Origin of the sequence: Geodermatophilus normandii (assembly GCF_003182485.1) — a bacterium.
GTDB classification, from domain to species: domain Bacteria; phylum Actinomycetota; class Actinomycetes; order Mycobacteriales; family Geodermatophilaceae; genus Geodermatophilus; species Geodermatophilus normandii.
The window spans coordinates 467,022-480,237 of record NZ_QGTX01000001.1; the positions used below are offsets into that span (position 1 = coordinate 467,022).

Annotated in this window: 7 protein-coding genes; 4 read left to right on the forward strand and 3 right to left on the reverse strand. The window is 74.5% G+C overall.

What is annotated here, in order from left to right; genetic code table 11:
• The first annotated feature begins 75 nt into the window (after window positions 1–75).
• Window positions 76–696 carry a 4'-phosphopantetheinyl transferase family protein gene (locus tag JD79_RS02465; RefSeq protein ID WP_110007346.1) on the forward strand — a complete coding sequence of 207 codons (621 nt, stop codon included), beginning with the start codon at window positions 76–78 and terminating at the stop codon, window positions 694–696.
• Window positions 693–3,668 carry an acetoacetate--CoA ligase gene (locus tag JD79_RS02470; RefSeq protein ID WP_110004257.1) on the forward strand — a complete coding sequence of 992 codons (2,976 nt, stop codon included), beginning with the start codon at window positions 693–695 and terminating at the stop codon, window positions 3,666–3,668. The genes JD79_RS02465 and JD79_RS02470 overlap by 4 nt, the downstream gene beginning before the upstream one ends.
• Here the strand turns inward: JD79_RS02470 and mfd are convergent, their stop codons facing one another.
• The 3 genes from mfd to JD79_RS02485 form a co-directional block, all read right to left on the reverse strand.
• Entirely contained in the window at window positions 3,669–7,229 is a 3,561-nt protein-coding gene (gene mfd, locus JD79_RS02475; RefSeq protein ID WP_110004258.1) for a transcription-repair coupling factor, read from the reverse strand.
• 141 nt (window positions 7,230–7,370) lie between these two features.
• The gene (locus JD79_RS02480) at window positions 7,371–8,222 is read right to left on the reverse strand and encodes a class I SAM-dependent methyltransferase (RefSeq protein WP_170149083.1); all 852 of its coding nucleotides are present in this window, start codon (window positions 8,220–8,222) and stop codon (window positions 7,371–7,373) included.
• Window positions 8,223–8,281: 59 nt separating this feature from the next.
• Window positions 8,282–9,799 (reverse strand): glycosyltransferase family 4 protein, encoded by a 1,518-nt coding sequence (locus JD79_RS02485; protein ID WP_110004260.1) that lies wholly within the window; start codon window positions 9,797–9,799, stop codon window positions 8,282–8,284.
• A gap of 572 nt (window positions 9,800–10,371) precedes the next feature.
• On the opposite strand from JD79_RS02485, the gene JD79_RS02490 reads away from it, so the two are divergent.
• Window positions 10,372–11,301, forward strand: a complete 930-nt coding sequence (locus tag JD79_RS02490) for a glycosyltransferase (RefSeq protein ID WP_211307832.1) — start codon at window positions 10,372–10,374, stop codon at window positions 11,299–11,301.
• Window positions 11,301–13,172, forward strand: a complete 1,872-nt coding sequence (gene asnB, locus JD79_RS02495) for an asparagine synthase (glutamine-hydrolyzing) (RefSeq protein ID WP_110004262.1) — start codon at window positions 11,301–11,303, stop codon at window positions 13,170–13,172. Before JD79_RS02490 ends, asnB begins: the two co-directional genes overlap by 1 nt.
• Window positions 13,173–13,216: the final 44 nt, after the last annotated feature.

The window sequence follows — 13,216 nt, forward strand, 5'->3', positions numbered from 1 at the left end:
GATGGCCGCGGTCCCGGCCGCTGCCAGCATCGCCGGCATGCCGCCGTCCGCCCGCGCGCGCCCGGGCCCCCGGGCGTGACCGTCACCGTCGTGCCCCTGGTGGCCGGCGACGACGAGCTCGCGCGCGCGGAGTCGGTGCTCACGCCCGGCGAGCTCGCCCGCGCCCGCCGCGGGACGCCCGCCGTCCACCGGCGCCGGGTCCTGCTGCGTGCCGCCCTGCGGACCGCGCTCGCCGCCGAGCTGGGCACCGACCCGCGCCGGGTGCCGCTCACCACCGCCGCCACGGGCCGCCCGGAGCTGCCGGCGGCCACGCGCCTGGACGCCGGCTGCTCGGCCGGCGGCGACCTGGGCGTGGTCGCGGTGGGCCGCCGTTCCCGGATCGGCGTCGACCTGGAGCCGGTGGCGCCCTGGACGCCGGACGTCGCCGACGAGGGCTGGCTGTCCCCCGTCGAGCTGCGGGCGATAGCCGCCCTGCCGCCCGCCGCCCGCCCGGCCGCGGCCACCCGCGCCTGGACCCGCAAGGAGGCCGTCCTCAAGGCCCGCGGCACCGGCCTGCGCGACGACCCGGCCGCCGTGGTCACCGCCGTCGGGCGCACCGGCGGGACGGTGGCCGGCTGGTCCCTGCACGACGTGCCCGTTCCCGACGGGTGGGTGGCCAGCCTCGCGGTCGCCCCTGACGAGGAGACCCCCCGATGACGCTCGCCCCCGCCGCTCCCCAGCTCGCGCTCTTCCGGGCCCGCTGCGAGGAGGTGGCCGGCACCGCCCTGGACGCGCCCGGAGCCCTGCACGCCTTCTCGGTCGAGCGGCCCGCGGAGTTCTGGCGCACCCTGCTCGACTGGTCCGGGGTGCCGTGGTCCGGCTCGGCCGACGTCGTCCTCACCGGCACCGACGTCGAGACCGCCCGCTTCTTCCCCGACCTGCGGCTGAACTACGCCGAGGCGCTGCTGCGCCCGCTGGAGGGCGCCGGGGACGACGCGCCCGCGCTCACCGCGGTGCACGCCGACCGCCCGGCCGACTCCTGGACCCGCGGCGAGCTGCGCGACGCCGTCGCGCGGACGGTGACCGCGCTGCGCCGGCTCGGGCTCGCCGAGGGCGACCGGGTGGTGCTCATCGCCGGCAACACCGGCGAGACCGCCGTGGCCGCCCTCGCCGTGGCCGCCATCGGGGCCGCCGTCTCCACCGCCGCACCGGACATGGGCGCGGCGTCCCTGCTGGGCCGCTTCGGCCAGGTCGACCCGGCGGTGCTCGTCCTCGACCGCCGGGCGGTCGGCGACGACGTCGTCGCCGAGGTCGTCGCCGGCCTGCCGACCCTGCGCCGGGTCCTGCTGCTCGACGACGGTCCCCTGCCCGACCTCGGCCTGCCGGTGGACCGGCTGGCCGACGCCACCGCGGACGCCGAGCCCACCCGCGACTGGCCGCGGCACGCCTTCGACACCCCGCTGTTCGTGATGTTCTCCTCGGGCACCACCGGCCCGCCGAAGGCGATGGTGCACGGCGCCGGCGGCACGCTCCTCGAGCACGTCAAGGAGCACCGGCTGCACGTCGACCTCGGCCCCGGCGACACGCTCTACTTCCACACCACCACCGCCTGGATGATGTGGAACTGGCAGCTGTCGGCCCTGGTCACCGGCGCGCACGTCGTCGTCTACGACGGTCCCGTCGCCGGCCCGGAGACGCTGTGGGAGCTGGCGGCCGACCACGGCGTCACCGTCTTCGGCACCAGCCCGGCCTACCTGCAGCTCGGCCAGGACGCCGGTCTGCGTCCCGCCGAGGCCGCCGACCTCTCCCGGCTGAGGGCCGTGCTCTCCACCGGCGCCGTCCTGCACGACTGGCAGTTCGACTGGGTGGCCGAGGCCGTCGGCCCGGTGCCGCTGCAGTCGATCTCCGGCGGCACGGACATCATCGGCTGCTTCGTCCTCGGCGCCCCCGACCGGCCGGTCCGCCGGGGCCGCAGCCAGACCCGCAGCCTCGGCCTCGACGTGGCGGCGGTCGACGAGGACGGCCGCGAGGTCGTCGGGCAGGTCGGCGAGCTCGTGTGCCGGCGCCCCTTCCCCAGCCGTCCCGTCGGTTTCCTGCGCGACCCCGACGGCCGCCGCTTCCACGACGCCTACTTCGCCGACCACCCCGGGATGTGGACCCACGGCGACCTGGTCGAGTTCGACGCCGACGGCTCCTCGCGGCTGCACGGGCGCTCCGACGGCGTCCTCAACATCGACGGCCTGCGCATCGGGCCCAGCGAGATCTACACCGTCCTGCGGCAGGTGCCCGAGATCGCCGACGCGATGGCGGTGGAGCAGCGCGACGGCAGCCGGCCCGGGGGCTCGCGCATGGTGCTCCTGGTCGTCCTGCGCGAGGGCGCCCGGCTCGACGGCGGCCTGGACCGCACGATCCGGCGCACGCTGCGCCGGGAGGCGTCGGCGGCGCACGTGCCCTCGCTGGTCGTCGCGGTCGGCGACCTGCCGCTGACCCACAACGGGAAGCGCTCCGAGCGCGCGGCCCGCGACGCCGTCAACGGCGACCCGATCGCCAACGCCGTCGCGCTGCGGAACCCCGGGTGCCTGGAGGAGATCGGCCGGGCGGTCGCCGCGGCCTCCGCCGCGCCGGCCGCGCCGGAGGAGGACGACGGCCTGGTCGGCCGGGTCTCCCGCATCTGGTGCGAGGTGCTGGGCCTGCGCTCCGCCGACCCCGACGACGACTGGTCCGACCTCGGCGGGACCTCCCGCCAGGTGCTCAGCCTGCTGCGCCGGGTGCGCCTGGAGCTCGACGCCGACGTCCCGGTGCAGCGCTTCGCCGAGGACCCGACGCCGGCCGGCCTGGCCCGGGCCGCGGAGGCCGCGACCTCCGCCGCCCCGGCGGGCGTGGCCGTCCTGCGCGCCGGGGAGGGCCGCCCGGTGTTCCTCGTGCCGGACGCCTGGGGCCAGCTCAACCTGTACGCGGGGCTGGTCGACCGGCTCGCCACCGCGCGGCCGGTGGTCGGCCTGCGGCTGCCGCTGCTGGACGCCGAGGGGCGGCACCGCACCGTCGAGGACGTCGCCGCCGACGCGCTGGCGCAGGTGCGCGAGACCCAGCCGGAGGGCCCCTACACGCTGCTCGGCTACTCCTTCGGCGGCCTGGTGGCCTACGAGGTCGCGACCCGGCTGCGCGCCGCGGGCGCGGCGGTCGGCTGCCTGGGCCTGCTCGACGCCCGGCCGCCGCAGGCGGCACTGCGCCGCTGGGAGGTCGAGCGGGTCCGCTGGGCCGGCCGCTGGGCCACGCTGCGCTCCGGCGACCCGCTGCGCAGCGCGCTGCGGCGGCTGACCGGCCGGCGACGGCCGCCGGCACCCGCGACCGCCCCCGCGGCGCCGGACCCCGAGCTGCGCTTCTTCCTCGGGACGCAGGAGGTGTCGGAGGCCTACCGGCCCGGCCGCTTCGACGGGCCGGTCGACTACTTCCTGGCCGAGGGCTCACGGGCGGCGGCGTCCCGGACCCTGGGCGCCTGGCGGCGCCGGGTCCGGGAGCTGCGGGTCGTCGACGTCCCCGGCTGGCACGGCGACCTCGACGACGAGCGGATCGGCATGCTCAGCGACCGGCACGTCGGCACGCTGGCCGGCCACGTCTCCGCGGCCCTGGACCAGGAGGCCTCCGGGGTCGGCCCCGTCCAGGGCACCGCCCTGAGCCAGCTGTACTGATCAGCGAAGGGCGGGGAGGACGGGGTCCTTCTGCGGCTGCTCGAGCACCGCCTCCAGCAGCGAGTGCAGGTGCTCGAGCAGCGCGACGTCGCGCAGCGAGGTGCGCCGGTCGGGGCCGACCGGGACCTTGAGCGACACCGTCTCGACGGCGGACTTGTACGTGGCGCCGTCGGCCATCCGGGCCAGCCGCATCTGCTGGGACTCCCGCAGCGGCACCGGCGAGATCCGGATGACCCGGCCCTGCAGCGACACCTCGGTGATCCCCAGCTCCCGCATCGCGACGCGGAAGCGGGCCACCGCCAGGAGGTTGAGCACCGGCGCCGGCGGGGTGCCGTAGCGGTCGGTGAGCTCGTCGAGGACGGCCTGCGCCTGGTCGTCGTCCTGCACCGAGGCGACCTTGCGGTAGGCCTCCATCCGCAGCCGCTCGCCGGGGACGTAGTCGTGCGGCAGGTGCGCGTCGACCGGCAGGTCGACCCGGACCTCGACCGGCTCGGCCGGCGCCTCCTCGCCGGTGACCTGCGCCCGGTAGTCGGCCACGGCCTCGCCGACCAGCCGGACGTAGAGGTCAAAGCCGACGCCGGCGATGTGCCCGGACTGCTCGCCGCCGAGCAGGTTGCCCGCGCCGCGGATCTCGAGGTCCTTCATGGCCACGGCCATGCCGGCGCCGAGGTCGGTGTTGTGCGCGATCGTCGTCAGCCGGTCGACCGAGGTCTCGGTCAGCGGCCGCGAGGGGTCGTAGGTGAAGTAGGCGTAGGCGCGCTCGCGGCCACGGCCCACCCGGCCGCGGATCTGGTGCAGCTGCGACAGGCCGAAGGTGTCGGCGCGGTCGACGATCAGGGTGTTGGCGTTGGGGATGTCCAGGCCCGACTCGACGATCGTCGTCGCGACCAGGACGTCGTACTCCTTCTCCCAGAAGCCGACCATGATCCGCTCGAGCTCGTGCTCCTTCATCTGCCCGTGGCCGACGGCGACGCGGGCCTCGGGCACCAGGCCGCGGATCTTCGCGGCGGCCTTGTCGATCGACTGCACCCGGTTGTGGATGACGAAGACCTGGCCGTCGCGCAGCAGCTCGCGGCGGATGGCGGCGCCCATCTGCTTGTCGTCCCAGGCGCCCACGTAGGTGAGCACCGGGTGCCGCTCCTCGGGCGGGGTGAGGATCGTCGACATCTCACGGATGCCGGTGAGGCTCATCTCCAGCGTGCGCGGGATCGGGGTGGCCGACATCGACAGGACGTCGACCGCCGTCCGCATCGTCTTCAGGTACTCCTTGTGCTCGACGCCGAAGCGCTGCTCCTCGTCGACGACGACCAGCCCGAGGTCCTTGAACCGGGTGGTCGGCTGCAGCAGCCGGTGGGTGCCCACGAGGATGTCGACCTCGCCGGCGGCCAGCTCGCGCAGGATCTGCGTGGACTCCGCGTCGGACTGGAAGCGGGAGAGCACCCGCACCTCGACCGGGAACTGGGCGACCCGCTCGGAGAACGTCTTGTAGTGCTGGTTGGCCAGCAGCGTCGTCGGCACCAGGACGGCGACCTGCTTGCCGTCCTGCACCGCCTTGAACGCGGCGCGGACGGCGATCTCCGTCTTCCCGTAGCCGACGTCGCCGCAGATGATCCGGTCCATCGGGACCGGGTTCTGCATGTCCGCCTTGACCTCGTCGATCGCGGCGAGCTGGTCGGGGGTCTCCTGGAACGGGAAGGCGTCCTCTAGCTCGCGCTGCCAGACGGTGTCCGGGCCGAAGGCGTGGCCCTTCGTGGCCATGCGCGCGGAGTAGAGGCGGATCAGCTCCGCGGCGATCTGCTTGACCGCCCGGCGCGCCTGGCCCTTGGTCTTCGCCCAGTCGGCGCCGCCCAGCTTGGACAGCGCCGGCTGCTCGCCGCCGACGTAGCGGGTGAGCTGGTCGAGGGCGTCGGTGGGCACGAACAGCCGGTCCGGCGGCTGGTTCCGCTTGCCCGGCGCGTACTCGACGATGAGGTAGTCGCGCTGGCCGCCGTGCACGGTGCGGCTGACCATCTCCACGTAGCGGCCGATGCCGTGCTGCTCGTGGACGACGAGGTCGCCGGGCTGCAGCTGCACGAGGTCGACGGCGTTGCGGCGGCGCGCGGGCATCTTCACCGCGTCGCGCATCGTGGTGCCGCGCTGGCCGGTGAGGTCGTGCTCGGTGAGCAGCGCCAGGCCCACGCCGGGCAGCGCGAAGCCGGACTCCAGGCCGCCCTGGGTGATCGAGGTCAGGCCGGCCTCGGGCGCGGACTCGATCCCGGGCACCAGCCGCACGCCGAGGTCGGCGCCGGTAAACTGGTCGGCGGCCCGCTGGGCCGGACCGGGGCCGGCGAAGGTCACCACGACCCGCCAGCCGTCCCGCGTCCAGCCGCGCAGCGACTCGACGGCGCGGTCGACGTCGCCGGCGAAGCGCTCGACCGTCGTCGCGTCGAGTGTGACGTGGATGTCGTCGTCGTCGACGGCGAGGGTGAACGCGCCGGTGGTCCACCACGGCAGGCCCCGGCCGCGGGCGGCGGCCTCGACGTCCTCGAGGTCCCGGAACGACGACGCCCCGAGGTCCAGCGGCGCCTCGCCCGCCTCGGCCGCCGTGGCCCAGGACGCGGCCAGGAACTCCTCGGCGGTGCGGACCAGGTCCGCCGCGCGGGTGCGGACCCGCTCGGGGTCGGCGACCAGCACGTGGGTGCCCGCCGGCAGCAGGTCGGTGAGCAGCTGCATGCGCTCGTCGCCGATCAGGGCCGGCGTGAGCGACTCCATGCCCTCGACGGCGATGCCCTCGGCCAGCTTGCCGAGCACCTCCAGCAGGCCGGGGTGCTCTCCCGCGAGGGCGGCGGCGCGGGCGCGCACCTCGTCGGTGAGCAGCAGCTCGCGGCACGGCGGCGCCCACAGCCGCTCGGGGCGGTCGTCGAGGGAGCGCTGGTCGGCGGCGGAGAAGTAGCGCAGCTCGTCGACCTCGTCACCCCAGAACTCCACGCGCACCGGGTGCGGCTCGGTGGGCGGGAAGACGTCGAGCAGGCCGCCGCGGACGGCGAACTCGCCGCGCTTCTCGACCAGCTCGACGCGGGTGTAGGCGGCGTCGGACAGGGCGCGGGCGACGTCGTCGAGCTCGGCGGTGTCGCCCGGCCTCAGCTCCACCGGCACCAGGTCGCCGAGGCCGGGGGCCAGCGGCTGCAGCACGCTGCGCACGGGGGCGACCAGCACGTCGATCCCGCCGTCGCCCTCCGGGTGGGTGAGCTCGCGCAGCACGGCCAGCCGGCGGCCGACGGTGTCCGCCCGCGGGGAGAGGCGCTCGTGCGGCAGCGTCTCCCACGCCGGGAAGGTCTCCACGCGGCGGTCGGGCAGGAAGCAGCGCAGCAGGCCCGCCGCGGCGTCGGCGTCGCGCTCGCCGGCGGTGACCAGCAGCACCGGCACGCCGGCACCCGGCGCCCGCGCCGCCAGTGCGGCGGCCACCAGCGGCTGCACCGGCGGCGGTGCGGTCACGGCGAGCTCGGCGGACCCGGCGGCGGACACCACGCGGGCCACGCCGGGATCGGTGAGGACGACGTCGAGCACGCCGCGCAGACTCACGAGGGACTTCCTCCGGGGTAGGTCGGCCCGCAGAGGTGCCGCCGAGTGCGGCGCCGGGCCCATCCCGAGGTTAGTCCGCGAGCCGGACGCCCGCCGGGGTGCGGACCGGAGGGAACGATCCCGCTGCCGAGGAGCCGAGGATCACGGGCGAGCGCCGTCCGTCGTGGGCAGGAAGGGGTCGGCGGCTCGGCCTCGAGCCCGTGGAGCGACCTTCTCCAACCAGATGGCGCCGCCGCGGACGCTCCGGTTCTCCGGGGCGACGAGTTCAGGGTGCTCGGTCGCCAGCCAGTCGACGAACAGCAGCACCCGGAAGCGCTCGTTGTAGGCCAGGAAGGCCTCGAGGAAGTACGCCTCGTTCCAGTCCCGCCCCTCGCGCAGCCACTGGTCCGGGTACTCGAAGGGCCAGTGCACGTCGTGGACGTGCACCAGGACGCCGTCCGGGAGCTCCGGCAGGACGCGCAGCAACAGCCATGCGACGTCCGACCCCGCCTTGACGACGTGACTGGAGTCGATGAGCAGGACGTCGCCCGCGGTCATGCCCTCGGTCAGCTCGCCGACCCCCACGTCCTGGACGGGTTCCTCGTGCAGGGTCAGCCGGTCGGCGTCGCCCGGGCGCAGACGGGAGCGAAGCCGGTCCGCGTAGGGCTCGACGCAGGTGATGCGCAGGTCGGGCAAGTGTCGTTCGGCCACGTCGAGGGCCAGCGCCGTGGAGTACCCGGAGCCGATCTCGACGATCCGCCGCGGACGGAAGTGCAGCAGCATGCCGCGGAGGACGGACGCGTCCGCAGCGCCGTACATCGAGTTGTCCGGGATCCAGCGGTCGGACGGTGGGCGGCTGAGGTCCAGTTGCCCCGCCAGGCGGCACTGGTCGTCCTCCCGGAGGTCGACCGCCCTCGACGGCCGGCTGCGTCCGGCGATGGCCCGCTCCCGGTCCGCCGGCGTGGTCGCCGGGTTGTAGAAGTGGCCCGGCGCCGTGTACGGAGGTGCGACCACGTCACGCGCGACGGCTCGGCCCGCCCTGACCAGGTGGTCACGCACCCTGCCGCCGATCCTCATGCCAGCGGCTCCGGATCGACGCTGCGGGAGGCCGCGGGCCCCAGCGGTCCGGTCACCGCCACGGGTTCCAGGTCCGCGGCCGTCGGGCGGACCGTGTGCGAGTCCGTGGTCCCGGAACGGTCGGCACGCCACGACTCGGTCCCGGCAGCGGGACGCGGACTGGGGAGCATCCAGTCGCCGCGGTCGTCGTCCTGTCCGGCGCCGGCAGGCATCCGGGTCGCGACGAGCGCCCTGAGCAAGTCGGCGCCGGACTCCGCTGGCGCGGCGGCGCGGACGCCCCGGGGCCGCACGCTCCCGACCGCGTCGGCCATCCCGAGCGCCCGGCGGTGCACGCCGACGTAGCGGATGGCCTGCTGCGCCCAGTCGAGGTCCTCGACGGCCCGCTGTCGCGCGGCCAGGGACAGCGCGATCCGGCGGTCGGGGTCGTCGAGCAGCGCGGCCACGGCGTCAGCCAGCCCTGCGGCGCCGGCACGCGGGTCCACGAGGACACCGGTGTCCCCGGCCGACACCCGCGTCTCGGTCAGGTCGAAGGCCACCACCGGAACGGCGTAGGACATGTACTCCATGACCTTGTTCATCGTGGAGACGTCGTTGAGCGGGCTGCTCGGGTCGGGACACAGGCCCACGACGGCCGTGGAGAGGTAGCGGGCGATCATCTCGGTGTCGGCCCGCCCGGTGAAGGTGACGTGGTCGTCCAGCCGCAGCTCGGTCGCGAGACGGCGCAGGTCCCCGAGGGAGTCACCGAAGCCGAGGAGAGCGAGGTGGACGTCCTCGCGGCCACGCTCGTGCACCAGTTCGGCCATCGCGTGCAGCGCGATGTCGACGCCGTCCTGCGGACCCATGATCCCGAGGTACACCAGCAGTGAGCGATCGTGTCGCAGCCCCGGCTCCGGCGGCCGGGGACGCATCCGCGAGGTGTCCGGCCCCGAGCGCACGACCGTGACGTGGTCGGGATCGCAGTTCCCTCGGGTGACCGCTACGCGGCGGTAGGACTCGTTGGTCGAGATGACCTCGTCAGCGGCGCGGTAGGTGCAGCGCTCCAGCCAGGTGAGGGCGCCGTACTCCAGCCGGGCTCGCACACCGCGGGGCTCACCGAACCGGGAGCGGAAGACCTCCGGGTTGAGGTCGTGCTGGTCGTAGACGAAGCGGACACCCCGTGTGCGCCACAACCGGGCCAGGAGCCAGTAGGTGTCCGGCGGGTTGCAGGCCTGGATGACCGAGAAGCCGTCGCGCCGCCACACCCGCAGTGACAGCAGCGCCGTGCGTATCCAGCAGTACACGAACTCGAAGAGGTAGGACAGCGCTCCCGAGGTCGCCGGCGCCGGCCGGTACTTGTAGACGGGGACTCCGTCGATGACCGCGAACGACGGGTCGCCGGGGCCCTTGGGGCAGATGACGGAGACGCCGATCCCCTCAGCGACGAGGGCCTGGCACTCCAGCCACACCCGGCGGTCGAGCGGCACAGGGAGGTTCTGGACGATCACGAGGACTCGGGCCTTCGAGCGCTGGGACATGCATCCCCCATGGTGAGCACGGCGTCGTGCAGTGACCCGCAGTGACGGGTTGTCCTTCCGGCGACCGTCCCGTCCGCGGCGAGCGCGGCGGACAGTAGTGAGGCGCCGACCTGCACAGGGCCTTCCGCAACCCGGCGGAACCACTCGAACGGGGGAACAGCCCGTCGACGGCCCGGCGCGCGCTGTACGCTCCGTTCCCCGCACTCTCGGTGACCGCTCGGATAGCCGCGCGCGAGGCCATGGTCAGGACTCTGAGCCCCGGCCATCATCTCGCTATGCAGCGCAACGGGGATGGACCGGGACGAGTGCGCCGCCGGCCAGATGCCGACTCCCCACCGGGCTACGTCTGCTTCTCTGCCCAGGACTGGTGGTATCACAACCAGGCCCACTCGGACTTCCAACTCATGCGCCGGGTCGCGCGGACCCGCCCCGTCCTGCTGGTCAACTCGATCGGCCTGCGGATGCCGCTGCCAGGTCGCAGCTCGCAGGTGCTGAGGCGCATCGCTCGGAAGGCGGCCAGCACGGCGAAACTCGTCCGGCGTCCGCTACCGGACACGCCGCGATTCCATGTGATGACCCCGCTGGTCCTGCCGTTCTACGGCAGGCCTCTGTTGCGGCGCCTGAATGCCTGGAGCATCCGCGCTCAGGTCCGCCTGGTCAGCCTGCTCATCGGCATGCCGCCCGACCCCGTCGTCGTCTGCACCATCCCGACGGCCTGGGACGTCGTGCGGCCGATGTCCCGCCGCGCGCTCCTCTACAACCGGTCCGACCGGCACTCCGACTTCCCGGAGAGCGACCGCTCCACCATCGCCGCGCTCGAGGAGGCGCTCCTGCGCTACTCCGACTCCGTTCTCTACGTGAGCCGGGCGCTGATGTCCGAGGAGGCGGCACTGACCGGCGGGCGAGCCTGCTTCCTCGACCACGGCGTGGACCTGCAGCACTTCGCACCGTCGGCCGGCCCGGAGCCGGCCGACCTGGCGCCCATCACCCACCCTCGCATCGGCTTCTTCGGCGGCCTCGACTCATTCCTCGTCGACTTCGACCTGCTGGAGCGGGTCGCCCTCGAGGTGCCGGAGGCACACCTGGTGCTCGTCGGCGACGCCGACCGTTCGACCGACCAGCTCACCCGGCACCCGAACGTGCACCGGCTGGGCCGTCGGCCCTACGAGCAGATCCCGCGGTACGGCGCCGGTTTCGACGTGGCCCTGATGCCCTGGCTCGACAACGAGTGGATCGCCCGGTGCAACCCCATCAAGATGAAGGAGTACCTCGCGCTGGGACTCCCGGTGGTGAGCACCGACTTCCCGGAGGTCCGGCGCTACGTCGACACGGTCGCCGTCGCCGCGGGCCCCGACGACTTCGTCGACCTCGTCCGGCGGGCCCTCAAGGACGGCGGACCGGCCGACCCTGCGCGCCGGCGCGCCGCCGTCCAGTCCGACTCGTGGGACGCCCGCGCCGCCGACCTGATCACCGCGGCCGAGCGGAAAGGGACGGCCGGCTGATGTGCGGCATCGCCGGCGTCCACCGGTGGGACGGTGAGCGTGTCGACCCGGACCTGCTCGACGCGATGACCGAGCAGCTCGCCCACCGCGGACCCGACGGGCACGGCAACTGGATCTCCGGCGGGACCGGGTTCGGCCACCGCCGTCTGTCGATCATCGACCTCGAGCACTCGGCGCAGCCGATGGCCGGTCCCGGCGGCCGGCAGCACCTCACCTTCAACGGGGAGGTGCTCAACTACCGCGAGGTCCGGCGCGCCTGTGCGGGCTACCCGTGGACGACCGACGGCGACACCGAGGCCATCCTCGCGGCCTACCGGCAGTGGGGCGTCGACTGCGTCCGCCGGCTACGCGGCCAGTTCGCCTTCGCACTCCACGACGCCGACACCGGCGAGCTCCACCTCGTCCGCGACCGCATGGGCGTCCTCCCGCTCTACTGGTATGCCGACGACCGAATGGTCGCCTTCGCCAGCGAGGTCAAGGCCCTGCTGCCTGCGCTGCCGACGGTGGACGTCGACCTGCTCAGCCTGGGTGACCACCTGGCGCACCGGTCGGTCCCTGCGCCGCACACCCTCGTCTCCGGGGTCCGCAAGCTGCGTCCGGGCCACCGGCTCCTCGTGCAGCCCGGCGGCCGGATCAGGGAGGTCTCGTACTGGGAGCTCCCCACCGACCCCCCAGCGGAACGGGCGCACGATCCGCGGGAGGCGGTCGAGGACCTGCACGCGACCCTGCGGGCGGCCGTCGAGGAGGCGCTGGTCGCCGACGTCCCCGTCGGCGCCTACCTCTCCGGCGGCATCGACTCCAGCCTGATCGTGGCGCTGGTGTCGGAGGTCCGTGGCCGGCGGGGAGTCTCGACCTACGCTGCTGGCTTCGACGATCCGCGGGTCGACGAGCTGCCCTGGGCCCGCAGGGTCGCGGACCTCGTCGGCGCCGACCACCACGAGGTCACGGTGGGCGCCGCGGACTTCACCGCCCTGCTGCCAAAGCTCACCTGGCACCGGGACGCTCCGCTGTCCGAGCCTGCCGACGTCGCCGTCCACCGCCTGGCCGAGCTCGCCCGCCGGGACGTGACCGTGGTGCTCTCCGGCGAGGGGAGCGACGAACTGTTCGCTGGCTATCCCAAGTACCGTGCCGCCGCGCTGGCGTCCTGGGTGGGCCGGGTGCCCCGGGCGGTCCGCGGGCCGGCCCTCTACACCGCTGCCCGTGCCCTCCCCCCGCGCTTCTCCCGGGCCGCTGTCCTCATGCGCGCCCTCTCCGCCGACGACGAGGCCGAGCGTATGCGCAGCTGGTTCGCGCCCTTCTCACCGCGGGAGCGCCATCGGCTGCTCGGCGACCTGCCGTCCCGGCCCGCCGCGGCCGCCTATCGGCGGGCGAGCGGCGACGTCGTACGGCGGATGCTCTACGCCGACTGCCACGCCTGGCTGTCGGACAACCTCCTCGAGCGCGGCGACCGGATGTCGATGGCGGCCTCGCTCGAGATGCGCCCCCCGTTCCTGGACGCACGGGTCGTCGACCTGGCCTTCTCGCTTCCGACGGAGGTCAAGCTGCGGGGCCCCGTCGGCAAGTGGGTGGTCAAGGAGGTGGCCCGGAGGTACTTGCCCGACGAGGTGGTCGACCGCCGGAAGTCCGGCTTCAAGGTCCCGCTCGACGCGTGGTTCCAGGCCGGGGACCTGCGGGACATGGCGCGCGACCTGCTGCTGCGGCCGGCGTCGTTCGTAGGGGAGGTGCTCGACCGAGCGGCGGTCACCCGGGTGCTGGACGATCACGAGGCGGGCCGCAGCAACGAGGCGAGTCGTCTATGGGCCCTGATGGGCCTCGAGGTCTGGCACGACACGGTGGTCCGCGGCGGCAGGCCCGACGCCATCACGTCATGAGCGATCTGAGCGCCCGTGCCGGCGCCCCGCACGGGACCGGCGTC